The organism is Streptomyces sp. NPDC001027, from assembly GCF_040299045.1.
Taxonomy (GTDB): Bacteria; Actinomycetota; Actinomycetes; order Streptomycetales; family Streptomycetaceae; genus Streptomyces.
This window is the reverse complement of record NZ_JBEPBI010000169.1, coordinates 1-17,169: the sequence shown is the minus strand read 5'-3', so window position 1 is coordinate 17,169 and position 17,169 is coordinate 1. Positions and strand designations below refer to the sequence as shown.

Genomic DNA, 17,169 nt, shown 5'->3' with positions numbered 1-17,169 from the left:
GCTCGTTCCGGGGGGGGTGCGGGTGGGGGGGGCGGGCGGCCCCCCGAGCTCGTGCAGCCGCCCGAAGCGAAGCCGGGCGGGGCGCACGCCGGCCGGCCCGGGCGGCGGGCGACGCTGAGCCGGGGGCCCGTCACCTGGTCGCCGCCTCATCCGCGGCCCGCCGACGTCGCCGCCGCGCAGGCTGACCGGCTGCTGAGCCTCGCCGCCGAGGCCCGCGACGGGCTGCGCGATCTGCATCACGGGGCGGCCGCGCTCCGGCCGGAGAGCCGGGAGCTGCTGGCGGCCCTCTTCGGGCCCTCCTTCACCGACGACGTCGCCGGACTCGCCGACGACGCCGAACGGCACGGCGCCGTGGCACGGTTCCTCTGCGTCTTCGACGACTTCTTCGAACCCCGGCTGCGCCGCCTCGAAGCACTCGCCCGCCGCGCGCGGGCCGGCTATGTACTGGACCGGGAGGACGCGAACTGGGAGATCGCCCAGGCGTGGGGCCGCCGCGCCGCGGACCGCCTGGACCCCGCCGACCCCGCCCTGCACGGACCCGCGAGCGCCGCGCTGCGCCCCGACCCCCGTGAGGCGCTGCCCGCCCTGAAGCTCGCCGAGGATCTGGGCGAGGGACCCTGCTGGACCCCCCGCCGCGACCTCCTGGACAGCGGGCCCCGCGACCGGCACCTGGTGGCCGAGGCCGACGACGAGGGCAGACTCGCCCTGCGCTTCGGCGACGGCCGGTGCGGCCGGGCCCCGCAGCCGGGAGCCGTGCTGTACGCGGACTACCGGGTGGGCAACGGAAGGGCGGGCAACGCGGGCAGCGAGGCCGTCAACCGGATCGCCCACCGGAGCGCGCGTCTGGACGGACTCATCACCCGGGTGCGCAACCCCGTGCCGGCGACGGGCGGCGTCGATCCGGAGCCGACGGCAGAGGTCCGGCTGGCCGCCCCGCGCGCCCCGTTCCGCACGCTGCTGCGCGCCGTCACCGCCGAGGACTACGCCGCTGTCGCCGCCGGCCGTCCGGGCGTGCAGCGCGCCGCCGCCTCCCTGCGCTGGAACGGCAGCTGGTACGAGGCCGACGTGGCGCTCGACCCGGCCGGCGCGGCCGTGCCGTCGCCTGCGCTGCTCGAGGAGGTACGGGCCACGCTGCGCCGGTACCGGCGGATCGGCCACGACGTCGTCGTCCGGCCGGCGCTGCAGGCGCCGCTGGACGTGGCGCTGAACGTGCTGGTCGACCCGCACCACGTCACCGCCGACGTGCGCGAGGCGCTGATGCGGCGCTTCCTGCCGGGCCGCCGCCCCGACGGCGAGCCCGGGTTCTTCGACCCCGCCGTGCTGACCTTCGGCACCCCGGTGCGGGCGAGCGCCCTGGTGGCGCTGTGCCTCCAGGTGCCCGGTGTACGGCACGCCGAGGTCGTCAGACTGCGCAGGATCGACGTTCTCGGCGGGGACGCCCCGGGGCAGGACGCGCCGCCCTCGGGGGTGCTGCGGATGGGCCCCTTGGAAGTGCCGCGGCTCGACGGCGACGTCACCCGGCAGGAGAACGGGTGGCTCACCCTGCGTCTGCGAGGAGGACGATGACCGACTGCTCCGCGGACCGGTCCGGGCCCGCGCCGGTGTGGAACCGGCCCGGGCTGCCCGAGCTGGCCTACCGGGTGGGAGTCCACCGGCAGTTCCTCGACGCGATGCTGGCCCGGCTGCCCGACGCCGGCGGCCGCGCGGCGCTCGGCGGGCTCACCACCCGGGAGCCGGACGACCCGTCGATCGCCCTGCTCGACGCCTGGGCGGTGGTCTGCGACGTGCTGACCTTCTATCAGGAGCGCATCGCGAACGAGGGGTTCCTGGCCACCGCCACGGAGCACGAGTCCCTGGTCCGGCTCGGGCGGCTCGTCGGGCACCGGCCGCGCCCGGCGCTCGCGGCCTCCGCCCACCTCGCCTTCACGCTGGACCCGGGCGCGTCCTCGGTCGTGCCGGCGGGCTCCCAGGTCAAGAGCGAGCCCGAGCCCGGCGAACTGCCCGTGGTCTTCGAGACCGCCGAGGACCTCGTGGCCCGCGCGGAGTGGAACCGGCTGCCGGTGCGCGCCACCCGGCCGGCCCCCCTCACGGCCGACGTCGCGACCCGGGTGCGCTCCCTGGACTTCGAGGGCGTACAGGCCGCGCTGCGCGCCGGCGACCGGCTGCTGTTCGTCTATCCCGACGCCCGGCTGAACCTCACCCGCGTGGTGGAGGACGCCGAGCCCGATCCCGCGCGCGGGCGGACCACGGTGCGGCTGCGGGTGCCGGACGCGCCGCGGCAGCTGGACAACGCGGTGGACGCGCTGCGGGAGGACCTGGAGCATGCGGCACGCCGGGCCTCGTCCGAAGGGCCGTTCGAGGAGCTGCTGACCCTGCTGCGGGAGGTCCGCGAGCGCGCCGGCGAGCTGCGCGACCCGGACACCTTCGCGGCCCGCCTCGACCGCAGGCTGCGGCGGCTGCGCGAGCGGCTTTCCGGGCTCCGCGACGATCTGGACGTCGACGCGCTGACCGAGCGGGCCGCCGTGCGGCTGGCGACCGTCCGGGACGCGGTACGGCGCCTGGCGGAACCGCCCGAGCGGCCGGCGCCGACGGCCGGGCAGGCGCTGCTGCGCGACCTCGCCGATCCCGCCGGTCGCGTGCTGCACGCCCTCGACCCGCTGCTGGACGCCCTCGGCCACCGGGGCGAGCCGCCGCACGGCGCCGGGGCCCGGGCAGCCGAGACGCTGGGCGCGGGATCCGACGCGCTGCCCCGCCTGCTGGCGGCGAACCGGACCGGTCTGACCGACTCCCTCTACTCGGCGCTGTCCGTGGTCGCTCCCCCGGTCGCCGCGCCGGGCGTGTACCGCTTCCGGGTCGTCGCGGCGCCGCTCGGCGCCTCGATCCCGGACGACGCACGCGTCCGGCGGCTGCTGCGCGGTGCGCAGCCGCCCCGGGCGGAGGGCGGCGCCCCGCTCCCGGGCGACGTGCTGCTCCTCGACGCGGTGCACGAGGAGATCCAGCCGGGCAGCTGGATCGCCGTGCGCACGGACGGCCGCCCGCGCACCCGTGTCGTCCGGGTCGTCGAGGTCGCCCGGCTGTCCGTCGCCAACGAGGTGGACGCCGTACGGGTGACCCGGCTGGTCCTCGCCGAGCCGTGGGCCGAGGACTGCGAGGACGTCGCCGTGCGGCGGGCCACCACCGTATGGGCGGCGGGCGAGCCGCTGACGCTCACGGCGTCGCCCGATCCGGCGGACGTGGCGGGCGCGGCCGTCGAGTTGGACGGCACGTTCGAAGGACTCGCCCCGGGCAGACCGGTCGTCGTCCGCGGGGAGCGGACCGACGTCGTGCCCGAGGCGGGCGCGGGCGTGCCGGGCGCGGAGCTCGCGGTCCTGGCCGGGGTGCGCCACGCCTTCGACGGCTCCGCGTTCGACGACCGGGTGCGCACCACGCTGCTGCTCACGGCCCCGCTCGCGCACCGCTACCGGCGGGACTCGGTGACCGTGCACGGCAACGTCGTCCGGGCGACCGCGGGCGAGACCGTCGAGGAGGTCCTCGGCAGCGGCGACGCCGGACGGGCGGGTCAGGTGCTGCCGCTGCGCAGGAACCCGCTCGTCTGGCTGCCGTCGACGAGCGCCGAGGGCGGTGAGGAGTCGCTCACCGTCCGCGTCGACGGGGTGGCGTGGCGACGGACCGCGGACCTGGGCGAGGAAGGTCCCACGGCTCAGGTGTTCCGGTTGCGCACCGGCGTCGACGGCCGGGCGGCGGTGGAGTTCGGCGACGGCCGGCACGGGGCCCGCCCGCCCACCGGCACGGAGAACGTCACCGCCCGCTACCGCGTCGGCGGCGCCGGCTCGGGCAATGTCGCGGCGGGGCGCATCAACCAGATGGCGAGCAGGCCGTTCGGGGTGAGCGGGGTCACCAATCCGCTGCCCGCGACCGCCGGGACCGACGCCGACGGCCCGTCGCGGATGCGCCGGACGATCCCCCTGCGGCTGGCGGCCTTCGACCGGCTGGTGTCGGTGCGCGACTACCAGTCCTTCGCCCGCGCCTTCGCGGGCGTGGGCCAGGCGGTGGCCCGTCGCTGCCTGGAGGACGGCCGGCCGGTCCTGCACGTCACCGTGGTCGCCGCCGACGACGCCCCGATGGACGCCTCCGCTCCGCTGCCGGCCGCCCTGTGCTCGGCGCTGCGCCGGTACGGCGACCCGGCGCTGCCGGTGCGGGTCGAGCCCTGTGAACGCGTGCGGCTGGTGGTCGCGCTGGGCGTCCGCACGGCGGACGGTCATCTCCCCGAGAAGGTCGAACAGCGGGTGCGTGCGGCGCTGGTCGCCCGGCTGGGCTTCGCCGGAGCGTACCTGGGCCATCCCGTGTACCAGAGCGCGGTCGTCGCCGCCGCGCAGGCCGTGCCGGGCGTGGACTTCGTGGACCTGGACGCCTTCGGGGGCGTCGCGGAAGGCTCCGGCGCGGCCGACGTGGCGCGATTCGCCGAACACCTCACGGTCGCCGCCCTGGTACCGGCCCTGCCGGCCGGTCTGCGCCCGCTGCGCGGTCCGGTCGCTCACGGCGGCGGGGAGGACGACGGATCGCCGGATCCGGGCCCCCGGACCGACGCCGCGCACGCGCCCACGCTCGTGCTGCACCGGCCGCCCGTCGCGGACCCCGCCGAGGTCGGCCCGCCGGCCGTCCCGCGTCTCGTCCTGCGCCCCGCCCAACTGGTCCTGCTGGACCCGGCGGTGCCCGGGACCCTGATCCTGCGGAGGATCCCATGACCCCGGACGAGCTGTACGCGCTGCTGCCCGCCGTGCACCGCAGACGCGACGCCGAGCAGGGCGGCCCGCTGTACGCGCTGCTGACGGTCGTCGCCGAACAGGCCGCGGTCGTCGAGGCGGACATCGAGCGGCTCTACGACAACTGGTTCATCGAGACCTGCGACGACTGGGTGACGCCCTACATCGGCGACCTCGTCGGCTACGAGATCCTGCCCCGGATCGCCGCCGCCCTGTCCGACGACGTCACGCGCGCGGCCGGGCTGCCGGCCGCCGCGGTGCCCCGCCGGGACGTCGCCGACACCGTCGTCAACCGGCGGCGCAAGGGCACGCTGGCGCTGCTGGAGGACCTCGCGTCGGCGGTGGCGGGGTGGCCGGCCCGGGTCGTGGAGTACCGTCGGCTGCTCTGCGTCACCCAGCCGGTGCGCCGCTACTCCGCGGACGGCGCGGACGCGCGGCGCCGACGGGCGCGCGGCACACTGGTGAACGTGCGCGACGCCGGGGCGCTGGCCCGGCTGGGCGGCCCGTTCGACGCGCTGGCCCGCACGGTGGAGGTGCCCCGCGCCGGGTCGGTCCGCCGGGTCGGCCGGTACGGCGTCCGGTCGGTCGGCCTTCATCTGTGGCGGCTGCGCGCCCATGCGGTGACCCGTGCCCCCGCCCACTGCCTGGACCGCGACCGTGCCTGCTACACCTTCAACGTGCTCGCCGTGGACACCCCGTTGTTCACGGCCCCGGTCCCCGAGCCGTCGAGCTTCCACATCGCGGACGAGTCGAACGTCCCGGAGCCCATCGGGCGCCGGGCGCTGGCCGACCGGCTCTACGACTACTACGGGCCGCGCAGGAGCCTGTGCGTGTGGACCGGCCCCGACCCGGAAGCCGACGTGGTGCGCCTGGACCGGATCGTCGTCGCGGACCTGTCCGACTGGCGGTTCCGGGTCGGCGCCGACGAGGTCGCGGTCGACCCGGTTCTCGGCCGTCTCATGCTGCCGCCGGGCACGGCTCCGGCGCACGGCGTCCGGGTGACGTACCATCACGCGTTCTCCGGCGACTTCGGCGGCGGCGAGTACCCCCGGCCCGAACCGGCGGCGGACGGCCCGGCGGAGCGCTACCGGGTCGGGCCCGGCGAGGACCACCGGAGCATCGCCGACGCCATCGGCCGTTGGCGTGCGGAGAAGCGGGCGCACGAGCACAAGGCGGAGGCGGTCGTGGAGATCACCGCCAACGAGGTGTACGAGGACCTCACCGACATCCGCCTCGACCCCGGAGACCGGCTCACCGTCCGCGCCGCGGACGGGGTCCGTCCCGTGGTCCGGCTGTCCGGCCGACGCGACGAGGACCGCCGGCGGGTCCTGGCGATCACCGGTTCGGCGAGCCCGGACGGCTCCCGGGCGACGGCCCGGCTCGTCCTCGACGGGCTGCTGGTGACCGGCGGCGGAGTGCGGGTGCGGGGCGGCGTGGGCGAGCTGGTCGTCCGGCACTGCACGTTCGTGCCGGGCTGGGAACTCGAGGCCGGGGGCACGCCCCTGGCGCCCGGCGCGCCGAGTCTGGACATCGCCGACAGCCCGGTCCGCACCGAGATCCGGCACAGCGTCCTCGGCGCCGTCACGGTGGCCGCACGCGACGGGCGCGCGCCCAACCGGCTCGAGGTGTACGACAGCGTGATCGACGCGACCGGGAGCGAGGCGTCGGCGCTCGGCGACCCGGACGGGGGTGAGGCCGACGTCGTCCTCAGGGCCCGGTGCACCACCGTCGTCGGCGCGCTGCGCCCGCACGCGGTGGAGCTGTTGGAGAACTGCCTGCTGGCGGGCGAGGTGCGCGTCGGCCGCCTCGATCAGGGCTCCGTACGGTTCTGCTGGCTGCCGAGGGGCAGCCGGACGCCGCCCCGCTTCCACTGCGAGCCCGACCACTCCGGCGCCCGGGCGGCGGAACTGCGCTTCGCCGCCCTGCGCTACGGCGCGCCGGACTACGTCCGCCTGGCCGACGACTGCGCCGAGGCGATCCGCCGCGGGGGCGACAACGGCTCGGAACCCGGCGCGCTGCACCATCTGTTCCAGCCGCAGCGGGAGGACAATCTGCGCACCCGGCTGGCCGAGTACACACCGGCCGGATGCGACCCGGGGCTCATCTTCGTCACGTGAACCGCCACCCCGTCACCGTCCGCCCTCGGCAAGGCAGGAAGCCCATCCATGCACGGCGACTTCTCCCGCGTCACCTTCGATCCCGCTCGGCGGTTCTCCGCCGTGCTGTCCCAGCAGGGCCGGGTCCAGCTCGATGCCGAGATCAACGAGCAGACGGCGATCCTGCTGCACTACGTCCGTACGCTGGCCGCCGACCTCATGGGGCCCGCCGCGTACCCGCAGACGGACGACGGCCTCGGCGGCTTCGGCGTCGACGACTACGACGGCGACACCTTCACCGTGGCCCCGGGCCGGATGTACGTCGACGGCGTCCTGTGCGAGTGCGACGGCACCGACTACTGGGACCAGCCGGACGGCTGGCTCGACCCGGGCCGCGAGAGCGACCGGCTGCCGTCCGAGCCGTTCCTGGTGTACCTGCGGGTGTGGGAGCGGCTCGTCACGGCGTGGGAGGCGCCCTGGATCCGGGAAGTGGCCCTCGGCGCGGACGGCCCGGACACCACCGCGCGCAGCCGCGTGGTGTGGCAGGTGTGCACGCTGCCGCTGGGGACCGGATCGCCGGTGCCCGACATGCGCAGCGCCTCGCGCTACCTCCGGGACCGGGTGCGCGGCGTCTTCGAGCCGCGCGGGCTGCTCGCCGCGGCGACCGGGCGCGCGGAGGACGAGGACGCGGGCGACGCACCCGAGCCGTCTCCGGGGTACCGGGGGCCCGAGAACCAGCTGTACCGGGTGGAGGTGCACCGGGGCGGCACCGCGGAGACGGCGACGTACAAGTGGTCCCGGGAGAACGGCTCCGTGGTCCTGCCCGTCCGGTCCGTCGCCGGGGCGTCGGTCGAGCTGGAGACCCTGGGCCGGGACGACAAACTGGGCGTGGACACCGGCGACGTGGTGGAGCTCCTCGACGACGCGGCGGTGTGCCGGGGCGCGTCCGACCGGTTCGACGAGGGGAGCTGGGGTCGCCTGTACACCGTCACGAGGGTCGATCACGCCGGTTTCCGGGTCGAGCTGGACCGCTCCCCCGACGGCGACCAGGGCCACGACGGAGCCGGCCGGCCGCGGCGACACGCGTATCTGCGCCGCTGGGACCACCGCACGACCGGCCGGGAGGACGGCTCTCCGGACGCGAGGAGGAGCCTGCCGGTGCGGGAGGGGCGGTGGCTGCCTTTGGAGGACGGCGTCCAGGTGCGCTTCCACTCCGGCGACGGGGAGCCGCGCCGCTACCGCCGGGGCGACTACTGGCTGGTCCCGGCCCGGGTGCTGACCTGCGACGTGGAGTGGCCCCGCAGCCGTCACGGGGAGCCGCTGCGCAGGCGTCCGCACGGCGTCCCGTACCACTACGCCCCGCTCGCGTACGTCGATCCCCGCGGCGACGACTTCCGGCTGGTCGATCTACGCGTGCCCATGCCGCATCGGCCGTGGAGCGATCGGAGCTAGAACCGCCCGGTGATCGCGAAGATGAACACCATCCACCCGACGAAGAGGAGGATCACGACGGCGATCACGATCGCCGGCGTGGTCCGGGCCGAGACCTCGGCGCCGGTCGTCAGGTTGCGCAGCTTCTTCACGCGCAGCGTGCCGTTCTTGACCCGGCCGGTGGCGCGCACCCGGTCGCCGTCGTCGACGGCGCCCTCGAACAGGTCGCCGCGCATCTGCACGGGGACCAGCCCGACGGGGCGGCCCTCGCGGTCGCGCATCTCCAGGCGGAAGTCGCACACGACGGTGGTGCCGACGTCGCCGTCGCTGCCGCTCACCTCGGTGCGCATGCGCACCTGCCGGGCGACGCCGTAGACGGTGCCGCTGCCCTGGAGCACGCCGGCCGGGACGTGATCGGCGTCGTGCCGAGGCCGCGGAGCCTCGTCGCGGGGAGGCTCCTTTCGGCGCAGGACGGGCGTCGTGCGTTGTGGCGCCTGCTCCGTGTGGAGGTGGATGCGGCGCCAGGGCAGCCAGGCCCGCGTCTCCTCGTCCTCGCCGTAGGCCGGGAGCCAGGCGCCGCAGCGACGGCACCGCTGTGCGTCGGGCGGCGCCTCGGCGCCGCACCGCTCGCACATCCACGCGCCGTCCACGGGCTAGTCCACCCGGTGGCCGACGAGGTGCACCGAACCCTCGACGGGCGACGGGGCGACCCTGGCGGCCGGGCCCTCGCCGAGTTCGTGGAGGACGTGATCGACGCCGAGGACGCCGATGACATCACCGGGTTCCGTGTGGGCTGCGTCAGTCCAGGTCATAGGGGCTCCCCAGGATCGGAGGCGGGGCACCGGACGTCGCGAAACGGCATTCGCCACCACCATCATGACGCCGTTCCGGAGACCCCGCCACACGGATCGCCCTCGTTTCGGATTCCACTTTCTCCCGGGTCAACGCGCCTTTCCCGCACAGTGATTGCCCCCGCCATGCATCGCCCTCCGCCCGATACTGGAGCGTGGAGAAGGAAGGCAGGGGGAGAAGGCGGGAGGCAGAGATGTCCGCATTCACCATCGACGTGTCGCATCCGTTCGCCGCCGGATACACCGGCGCGCTGGGCGGGCCCGGTCAAGGAGGCCACCAGTCCGAGAACTGGTACATCCAGTACGGCATGGACCTCGGTGCGGGCGCGGGCACCACGGTCCGGGCCGCTTTCGACGCCCACATCACCAAGTACAGCCCGCACGACCCGTCGGCGGACACCGCCAAGGTCTACGGCGCGCAGTTGTTCATGCGGGCCCCCAACGAGCAGATGGGCGGCTTCTTCACGCATGTCACCAACGTGCCGCCCGGCCTGACCGTCGGCTCCCAGGTGGCCCGCGGGGACGTCCTCGGCGAGGTGTACGAGGTGGCCGGCACCTCGTCACATCTGCATCTGGCGCTGGTCGAGATCATCGGCGGCGCGCCCGGCGGCCAGTACCAAGGGGTGGACCTCTACGGGATGTTCCTGGACACCGCGAACTCGGAGACGGTCACCGCGGTCACCTTCCACCAGGACGGTTCGCCTCCGTCGCTGTGACGTCGGCCGTGACCAGCCCCGCGACGTGGGCCGTGACCGTGTCCAGGATGTCGGACCAGGCCGTTTCGTCGCCGAGCACGAGGTAGTTGAGGGTCAGCCCGTCGGTCATGGCGGCGAGATAGCGGGCCAGCACGGGGACGGGCACGCCGAGCCGCAGCCCCATGCTGCGGCACAGCTCCCCGATGAGCTCGGCGTAGGCCTCGCCGTACAGCTCGTACTGGCGGCGGGCCAGGTGCTCGAACCCGGGTTGGCGCAGGGCGTATTGAGTGAGCTCGTAGGTCAGCATGTGGGCGTCGGGGTGGGCGCGGACGTGGTCCCAGTACGCCGCGAACCCGGCGCGCACCGTCTCCTCGAGCGTGGCGCGGGGGCGGATCGCCTCCCGCACGACGCTCACCGACTGGGCGGTGAGCGTCGTGATGACGGACTCGACGAGGGCCTGCTTGGAGTCGAAGCAGTAGTGGAAGACGCTCAGGGAGACGCCCGCCTCGGCGGCGATGGACCGGGTCGTCGTCCTGGGGACGCCGTCCCGGGCCATCGCTCTGATCGCCGCCTCCGTCAGCTGTCGTCGTCGCTCCGCCGACGGCATGCGCGCCATCCGTGTCCCCCGAGTGTCGTTTCCGCGGGTCGTCCCGCGGTCGTCTGCGCGGCTAGGCGCTGTGGACGCCCACTTCGTACAGGGAGTATCCCCAATCCGTGCCGCGGTCCAGACCGTGCACCCGGACGTAGCGGGCCGGGGCGCCGGCGAACTTGGCCGTGTCCAGGCCCCCGTCGCCGGACGTGGTCGACCAGGCGGTCGTCCAGTTCACGCCGTCGGTGGACAGTTCGACGCGGTACGACTTCGCGTACGCGCGCTCCCAGTCGAGGGTGACGCGGGAGACCCGGTTGGTGGCGCCGAGGTCGACCTGCCAGTACTGGTCGTCGCTCCAGTCGCTGGCCCAGCGGGTGGCGTCGTCGCCGTCGACGGCCCGGCCGGGCTGGTAGCTGGTGAAGGGGTTGGACTCGGACGAACTGGCCGTGGCGGCACGGCCGCCGGCGAGGTCGACCGAGGCCTGGTGCTGCTCGGTCGAGCCCCAGGTGGAGAGGTAGGACTCGGCGCCGCGGAAGAGGTCGTCCACCACGTCCTGGCCGCCGACGCGCCGGATGTCCTCGATCCAGTCGGGGATCATGCCGACGTGCGCGGCGCCGTCGGTGTTGAGGTCGAAGGTGCGCGAGCCGGTCGTCTGACGGTCGATCAGGGAGCCGCCGTCGACGCTCTTGAACGGGTAGACGACCTTGTTCGCGGCGTCGGCGCCGCGGGGGGCGGGGTGGTCGCCGATGCCGTTGAAGTCGGTGCCGAAGCCGTATCCGACGTGGTACTGGTCGCGCAGCGCGTTCGTGCGCTTCGCCTCCGCGGCGAACCCCTCCGAGCCGTGCATGTACTGCGCGACGAAGCCGCCGAGCGCGTAGACGCGCTCGGTCCAGTTGAGGTCCATCCAGCTGTGCGAGGACAGCACGCCGGGGTAGCCGGCGGCCTCGAAGATGTCGAGCGCCTGACCGGTCGCCTTGACGCTCATGTGGTCGACCTCGAGCATCATCTTGCGCTTCATCATGCCGCGCACCGCGTACTCGCCGAGTGCGGTGAGGCCGCGGGTGTTGCACTGCGCGTCGGCCTTGTACGACGGGACGTCGGTGCCCGCCGGGAGGTCCGCCTCCGCCTTCGAGGCGGCGGCGCCGATGGGGTTGTCGTGCTGCGGTCCGGTGCACTTCTCGGTCTGCCAGAAGGTCCCGGTCGACAGGAACTGCCCGACGTTGATAGCCGTTCCCAGACCGCCCTCGTCGAAGCGGACGCCGCACAGCGCGTTGTCGAACTTGTGGCACAGGAACATGCTGCGCACGCCCAGCCCGTACAGCTCGTCGAGTCCCTTGTCGACGTCGGACTTGCTGCACTGCGCGATGTCGAGGATCTGCTTGCAGCCGAACGGCTCGGAGGTCTCGACGCCGAGGACGACCGCCAGCTTGCCCTGCTTGACGACCTCACGCGCCTGCGCGCTGTCGAGGACGATCCGGAACCAGCCCTTGCCGGGACCGCCGTACATCTTGTCGATGTGGGCCTGGAGGTCGTAGCTCAGCTTGGCCTGCAGGCGGATCGAGGTCATCTCGTCACAACTGCGGTCCTTGAACGGGTAGATGGAGCAGATCATGCCGTTGGTGACCAGGTCGTTGACCAGCACCCGCTGCCCGCCGCGCCAGGCCCGCTCGACCCAGGCGTAGTAGTTCGCCTGGTGGGTCATGGAGTCGTAGGCGGGCCAGTCCTTGAAGGTGGGCCAGCCGGTCGGGTCGTGCTTGCCGTCGCCGCCGTGGGTGATGTAGTCGAAGATCGCGAGAGTGCCGTCGGGGTAGTGCTCGGGGCAGTCCTTGAGCGCGTCGGCGACGCCCGCCTCGGAGAACACCTTGCCGCAGATCAGCCGGCCGCCGAAGGCCTCGCCCGAGAACAGGTGGTTGTGCGCGTCGACGAAGCCGCGCACCTGGCCCGCCGCGTTCGTGCCGGTGAACGGCTCGCCGGTGACGCCGATCTGGGAGTCGGGGGCCGGCCTGGCCGTCGGCGTCCACCAGTCCGCGCCGGCCGCCGAGCTCGGCGTGGGCCCGAGGACGGCGGCGAGAACGAGAAGGAGGAGCGAGACGACGGTGGCGTCTCTGCGTCTGCGGTACGGGCGTCCGGTCATGGTCACAGCCCACGTCCCTCGGTCGGCGGGGATCGCGCCGTCGACGAGGGCTCTTGGGAAGCCCTTGAGCTTGTCATGACCGGCGCAAGATGGTGCGACGAGGATCGCGACTGACTTCGTTGCGAGTCAATAGTCCGGGACGCTTGACCTGATGAGCCGGAGCGGCAGGAACGGCGTAAACCCCCGCATCTGCCCGCCAGTTGCACCGGAGCCGCAGCGCGGACGGGGTCCGAGGCGGCCGGACACGAGGACCCGCCAGGTCAGGTGCGGGGCCGCAGGCCGCAGGCCGCAGGCCGCAGGCCGCAGGCCGCAGGCACGACGGCGGCGGGCCCGCGGGCGGGCGCCCCGGTGCAGGCGCCCGCCCGCGCGACAGCTCGTCCTCGCCGTCCCGTGCGTCAGCTCGTCGCGCGCACCGCGTCGAGGATCAGGTCCGCGACCGCCTTCGGCTGGGAGACGGCCACCGCGTGCGAGGCGCCCTCGAGCTCGACGATCGTCGCCCCGGCCCGCTTGGCGCCGAAGCGCTCGACCTCGGGGTTGATCGCCTCGTCCGCGGCGGCGACCAGCGCCCACGACGGCTTCGTCTTCCAGGCGGCCGCCGAGGCGGTCTCCTCGAACGCGGCGGCGGCCAGCGGGCGCTGGGCCGCGGCGAGGATCTTGGTGACCTCGGCCGGCACGTCCGCGGCGAACACCGACGGGAAGGCGTCCTCGGCGATGGTGACCTCGACGGCCGGGTCGCCGCCGGGCACCGGGTACGTCCACTGCTTGAGGTTGCTGACCAGCGGCGAGAGCGGGAAGCGGCCCTGCAGCTCGCCGAGGCTCTCGCCCTCCTCCAGGACGTAGGCCGCGACGTAGACCAGGCCGACGACGTTCTCCACCGTGCCCGCCACGGTGATGAGGGCGCCGCCGTACGAGTGGCCGACGAGGATCACGGGGCCGTCGATCTGCGCGGCGACGGACGCGACGTACGCGGCGTCGGAGGCGAGGCCGCGCAGCGGGTTCGGCGGGGCGATCACGGCGACGCCCCGGTCCTGCAGCTCGGAGATGACGCCGGACCAGCTGGCGGCGTCGGCGAACGCGCCGTGGATCAGGACGACGGTGGGGGTGGCGGTCATGACGGTGTGCTCCTTCTGGGGGTCAGATGTGCAGGGCGTCGCGCAGGGTGCCGACGGCGAGGTTGATCGCGGCCTCGGCGGCATAGGTCGGACGCAGGGCGTTCAACATCACGAAGTCGTGGATGACGCCCTGGAAGCGGACGGCGGTGACCGGGACGCCGGCTTCGCGCAGCTTGTTCCCGTACGCCTCGCCCTCGTCGCGCAGCACGTCGGCCTCACCGGTGATCACCAGGGCCGGGGGAAGGTCCTTCAGCTGCTCCGGCGTCGCCCGCAGCGGTGACGCGGTGATCTGTGCGCGTTCGGACTCGTCGGTCGTGTACTGGTCCCAGAACCACTGCATCGCGTCGCGGCGCAGGAAGTAGCCCTCCGCGAACTGGTGGTAGGAGCCCGTGTCGAAGGCCGCGTCCGTCACCGGGTAGAACAGCACCTGCTGCACCAGCGGCACACCGCCGCGCTCCTTGGCCATCAGCGTCAGCGCGGCGGCCATGTTCCCGCCCACGGAGTCGCCCGCGACCGCGATGCGCGCCCCGTCCAGGCCCTTCGACGCGCCCTGCTCCACGACCCATCGGGCCACCGCGAAGTTCTGCTCGATCGCCACCGGGTAACGCGCCTCGGGCGAGAGGTCGTACTCCGGGAACACGACCGCGGCCCCGGCCCCCACCGCCAGTTCACGCACCAGCCGGTCATGGGTGTGCGCGTTGCCGAACACCCAGCCCGCGCCATGGATGTACAACACCACCGGCAGCACGCCCTGGGCGCCGGCGGGCCGCACGATCCGCACCGGCACGGTCCCCGTCGGACCGCCCGTGATCGTCACCCACTCCTCGTCGACGGCGGGCTTGGCGATCTCACCCGACTGCACCTCGTCGACCGCCTTTCGACCCTCCGCCGGACCGAGATCGAAGAGGTACGGCGGGTTGGCGGTGGCCTCGGCGAACGCCGCGGCCTGGGGTTCGAGCACCGGCGTGACCGGCTCGACGAGGTCGGACATGGAAACTCCTGCTGTTCTCGTGGTGCGTTGTCTCGAGTGATCACGCTAGGACGCGCACCCGCACGGGACTTGGCCGTCCGTGCACGGTCAGTGGTCCCCCAGTGCACCATCCCGGAGGCGGCCCGGCCCGGATCCGGCCGCGCGGCGCGGCGGGACCGGCGCGACCGACGGAGTCGTCGAGCGGGCCCGGGTCGGCGGCCCCCGCGGGAACTCGGCTGCGCCCCACTCCTTAGGTGCACTAGCCTAAAACCTAGAGCCTCTAGCCACGATCGCGGCCCGACAGGAGCAAGCGTTGAACACGACCCGTACCGGCACGCTCAAGGTGCCCGGCGCCACCCTCCACTACGAGATCGCCGGCAGCGGGCCGGTCCTCCTCCTCATCCCCGGCGGAGCCGGCGACGCCGGGATGTACGCGGGCATGACACCGCTGTTGGCCGCTCACCACACGGTGGTCGCCTACGACCCGCGCGGCCTGTCCCGCAGCCCGCTCGACGACCCGGCCGACGCCCCGCACGCCGACGAGCAGGTCCGGGTGTGGAGCGAGGACGCGCACCGCCTGCTCGAACTGCTCGCCCCCGACGGGGAGGCGGCCGTGCTCGGCTGCAGCTCCGGCGCGGTAGTGGCGGTCGACCTGCTGGCCCGACGGCCGCAGCTGGTGCGCAGGGCGGTCGCGCACGAGCCGCCGCTGGTGGAGCTCCTCGAGGATCCCGCTCCGCACCGAGCGCTCTTCGCCGAGGTGCGCGAGACCCACCGGCGGGCGGGAGCCGAAGCCGCGATGGCCCGGCTCGGCGAGGGCCTGTCGGAGGGGACGGGGCGACGCGCGCCCGAGCAGCCGACGGAACTGCCGCCCGGCATACGGGAGATGGCCGGGCGGATGCACGCCAACCTGCCGGTCTTCCTCGGCCGCGTCCTGGTCCCGTTCTCCTCGTCCGTGCCCGACCTCGCGGCGCTCCGCCCGGTCGCCGACCGGCTGACGCCGGCCGCGGGGCGGGACTCCCGCGACCAGGCGGCGCTGTACGGGCCGGCCGTGCGGCTCTCGGAGCTCCTCGGATCCGGGTTCGCGGAGTTCCCCGGCGGCCATCTCGGCGCCGTCGAGGACCCGGAGGGGTTCGCCGGACGCCTGCTGACCGTACTGAAGTGAACGGCCCCGCCCCCTGAGGAGGACAGGGGGCGGGGCCGCCGTTCACCGCACCGCGTCAGCACAGACGGCCGACGTAGTAGGCGCCCTGGATCTTTCCGGCCGGCCCCAGCCAGGTCGTGCCGGGGCCGACACAGCGCTCGTAGTCCGGCGCCAGGGCGACCTCGACCTTGACGACCACCCGGGAACCGTCGGACGTGCAGTGGTTGTAGTAGGCGTCGGAGCTGGTCTTGTAGAAGCCGCACGGGTCCGCGGCCGCGGGGCTCGCGGTGGCGGCGGTCACCGCGCCCAGCGAGGCGACCACGAGAGCGGCGGAACCGATGGTGCTGAGCACCGTACGACGAAGGCGCACGACGAGACTCCTTGACGGATCGAAGGGCGGCACGGGGGCGGGTCCCCCGGCCGGCGGACGGCGGTTGCCTGCCCCAGGATCGGGGCGCGGAGCCGGGGACGGCCGCGGGTCGCGTCGACGTTCACCCCGGGAATCGTTTCGTCGGTCCGCCGTTGGAGTGGATCTTCCTCGGGGGGCGACTCGACGGCGTGGATCCGGGGCAGGGCGGGCCGGTTTCACCCGGCTGACCGCCCTGAGTGGTGGACCGGCTCGCGCTGGCTGACGGTGGATCACGTCAGGCCGGGTCAGGTGAGCTGACGAGGTGTCGGCTGCCCGGTCGGGACGGAAGGACCATCAGATGCGCTCTGCTCGAATGATCCTGGCCACCGCGGCGGCCTCGGCCGCCCTGGCGATCGGCGCCCCGGGCGCCCTCGCCGCCGACGGGGACTGGGACCACGACAGCTCCTCCTACAGCAAGGAGGACGGCTCGGCGGCCAAGGAGGACGGCTCCGCGGCCAAGGAGAAGGAGGAAGGCTCCTGGTCCGGCAAGGAGCACGGCAAGGAGGAACACGGGAAGGAAGAGCACGGCAAGGGCGAGCACGACGGACCGCACGGCGGGATGCACACCGGCGGCGGCGCCCTGACCGCGGTGGACCAGGACGGCGACCGCGGCGCGGCGAAGGACCCCCGGTTCGACCCGGAGACCTACAAGGAGAAGGACAAGGACTGGGAGGCCGCCGACACCAACAAGGAAGAGCACGGCTCGGGCTCCTGGGAGGGCGGCAAGGAGGAGTCGAGCGGCTGGAGCGGTAAGCACGACAAGCCCAGCGGCGGCATGCACACCGGCGGCGGCGCTCTCGCCGGCCCCTCGGTGACCGCGGCCGGACTCGGCGTCCTCGCCGTGGCCGGCACCGGCGTGTACGCCCTGCGCCGCAGGAGGACGGCAGGGGGTGTGGCCTGATCATGCCTGACGCGATAGCAGCCGCGGCCGCCACGCTCGCCCCGCGTGGCGGTCCGGCCGGCTGCCGGCGACCGCCG

General features: G+C 74.2%; 14 protein-coding genes. 7 read left to right on the top strand and 7 right to left on the bottom strand.

What is annotated here, in order from left to right:
- The 4 genes from ABT300_RS31515 to ABT300_RS31500 all read left to right on the top strand — a co-directional run.
- On the top strand, positions 1–1,566 hold a 1,566-nt coding region (locus ABT300_RS31515), incomplete at its 5' end, for a putative baseplate assembly protein (RefSeq protein ID WP_351682884.1).
- Positions 1,563–4,745, top strand: a complete 3,183-nt coding sequence (locus ABT300_RS31510) for a putative baseplate assembly protein (RefSeq protein WP_351682881.1) — start codon at positions 1,563–1,565, stop codon at positions 4,743–4,745. The genes ABT300_RS31515 and ABT300_RS31510, both read left to right, overlap by 4 nt.
- Positions 4,742–6,880 (top strand): hypothetical protein, encoded by a 2,139-nt coding sequence (locus tag ABT300_RS31505; protein ID WP_351682879.1) that lies wholly within the window; start codon positions 4,742–4,744, stop codon positions 6,878–6,880. The genes ABT300_RS31510 and ABT300_RS31505 overlap by 4 nt, the downstream gene beginning before the upstream one ends.
- A gap of 48 nt (positions 6,881–6,928) precedes the next feature.
- Positions 6,929–8,311, top strand: coding sequence for a DUF6519 domain-containing protein (locus ABT300_RS31500; protein ID WP_351682876.1), 1,383 nt, complete (start codon positions 6,929–6,931; stop codon positions 8,309–8,311).
- Here the strand turns inward: ABT300_RS31500 and ABT300_RS31495 are convergent.
- Together ABT300_RS31495 and ABT300_RS31490 are read right to left on the bottom strand one after the other, a co-directional pair.
- Positions 8,308–8,940 (bottom strand): hypothetical protein, encoded by a 633-nt coding sequence (locus tag ABT300_RS31495; RefSeq protein WP_351682873.1) that lies wholly within the window; start codon positions 8,938–8,940, stop codon positions 8,308–8,310. The two genes, ABT300_RS31500 and ABT300_RS31495, sit on opposite strands and share 4 nt — an antisense overlap.
- A 3-nt stretch (positions 8,941–8,943) precedes the next feature.
- Positions 8,944–9,102, bottom strand: coding sequence for a hypothetical protein (locus ABT300_RS31490; protein ID WP_351682870.1), 159 nt, complete (start codon positions 9,100–9,102; stop codon positions 8,944–8,946).
- Between the two features lie 233 nt (positions 9,103–9,335).
- On the opposite strand from ABT300_RS31490, the gene ABT300_RS31485 reads away from it, so the two are divergent.
- The gene (locus tag ABT300_RS31485; RefSeq protein ID WP_351682868.1) at positions 9,336–9,857 is read left to right on the top strand and encodes a peptidoglycan DD-metalloendopeptidase family protein; all 522 of its coding nucleotides are present in this window, start codon (positions 9,336–9,338) and stop codon (positions 9,855–9,857) included.
- Here the strand turns inward: ABT300_RS31485 and ABT300_RS31480 are convergent.
- The 4 genes from ABT300_RS31480 to ABT300_RS31465 form a co-directional block, all read right to left on the bottom strand.
- On the bottom strand, positions 9,820–10,452 hold the full coding sequence (locus ABT300_RS31480) for a TetR/AcrR family transcriptional regulator (protein WP_351682866.1): 633 nt from the start codon (positions 10,450–10,452) through the stop codon (positions 9,820–9,822). The genes ABT300_RS31485 and ABT300_RS31480 overlap by 38 nt on opposite strands.
- A 52-nt stretch (positions 10,453–10,504) precedes the next feature.
- Positions 10,505–12,559 (bottom strand): discoidin domain-containing protein, encoded by a 2,055-nt coding sequence (locus ABT300_RS31475; RefSeq protein WP_351682863.1) that lies wholly within the window; start codon positions 12,557–12,559, stop codon positions 10,505–10,507.
- 395 nt (positions 12,560–12,954) lie between these two features.
- The gene (locus ABT300_RS31470; RefSeq protein ID WP_351682860.1) at positions 12,955–13,671 is read right to left on the bottom strand and encodes an alpha/beta fold hydrolase; all 717 of its coding nucleotides are present in this window, start codon (positions 13,669–13,671) and stop codon (positions 12,955–12,957) included.
- A gap of 22 nt (positions 13,672–13,693) precedes the next feature.
- On the bottom strand, positions 13,694–14,662 hold the full coding sequence (locus ABT300_RS31465) for an alpha/beta hydrolase (protein ID WP_351682857.1): 969 nt from the start codon (positions 14,660–14,662) through the stop codon (positions 13,694–13,696).
- A 292-nt stretch (positions 14,663–14,954) separates the two neighbouring features.
- On the opposite strand from ABT300_RS31465, the gene ABT300_RS31460 reads away from it, so the two are divergent.
- Positions 14,955–15,803 carry an alpha/beta fold hydrolase gene (locus ABT300_RS31460; RefSeq protein ID WP_351682854.1) on the top strand — a complete coding sequence of 283 codons (849 nt, stop codon included), beginning with the start codon at positions 14,955–14,957 and terminating at the stop codon, positions 15,801–15,803.
- Between the two features lie 55 nt (positions 15,804–15,858).
- Here ABT300_RS31460 and ABT300_RS31455 read toward each other — a convergent pair whose 3' ends face one another.
- Positions 15,859–16,152, bottom strand: coding sequence for a DUF6355 family natural product biosynthesis protein (locus ABT300_RS31455; RefSeq protein ID WP_351682852.1), 294 nt, complete (start codon positions 16,150–16,152; stop codon positions 15,859–15,861).
- 337 nt (positions 16,153–16,489) lie between these two features.
- On the opposite strand from ABT300_RS31455, the gene ABT300_RS31450 reads away from it, so the two are divergent.
- Positions 16,490–17,092, top strand: coding sequence for a hypothetical protein (locus tag ABT300_RS31450; protein WP_351682849.1), 603 nt, complete (start codon positions 16,490–16,492; stop codon positions 17,090–17,092).
- Positions 17,093–17,169: the final 77 nt, after the last annotated feature.

Bases quoted from the DNA above. Each gene is read 5' to 3' on its own strand.
- ABT300_RS31480 (WP_351682866.1), bottom strand. From the start codon at position 10,452: ATGGCGCGCATGCCGTCGGCGGAGCGACGACGACAGCTGACGGAGGCG.
- ABT300_RS31500 (WP_351682876.1), top strand. From the start codon at position 6,929: ATGCACGGCGACTTCTCCCGCGTCACCTTCGATCCCGCTCGGCGGTTC.
- ABT300_RS31485 (WP_351682868.1), top strand. From the start codon at position 9,336: ATGTCCGCATTCACCATCGACGTGTCGCATCCGTTCGCCGCCGGATAC.
- ABT300_RS31450 (WP_351682849.1), top strand. From the start codon at position 16,490: ATGCGCTCTGCTCGAATGATCCTGGCCACCGCGGCGGCCTCGGCCGCC.
- ABT300_RS31470 (WP_351682860.1), bottom strand. From the start codon at position 13,671: ATGACCGCCACCCCCACCGTCGTCCTGATCCACGGCGCGTTCGCCGAC.
- ABT300_RS31475 (WP_351682863.1), bottom strand. From the start codon at position 12,559: ATGACCGGACGCCCGTACCGCAGACGCAGAGACGCCACCGTCGTCTCG.
- ABT300_RS31510 (WP_351682881.1), top strand. From the start codon at position 1,563: ATGACCGACTGCTCCGCGGACCGGTCCGGGCCCGCGCCGGTGTGGAAC.
- ABT300_RS31505 (WP_351682879.1), top strand. From the start codon at position 4,742: ATGACCCCGGACGAGCTGTACGCGCTGCTGCCCGCCGTGCACCGCAGA.
- ABT300_RS31490 (WP_351682870.1), bottom strand. From the start codon at position 9,102: ATGACCTGGACTGACGCAGCCCACACGGAACCCGGTGATGTCATCGGC.
- ABT300_RS31465 (WP_351682857.1), bottom strand. From the start codon at position 14,662: ATGTCCGACCTCGTCGAGCCGGTCACGCCGGTGCTCGAACCCCAGGCC.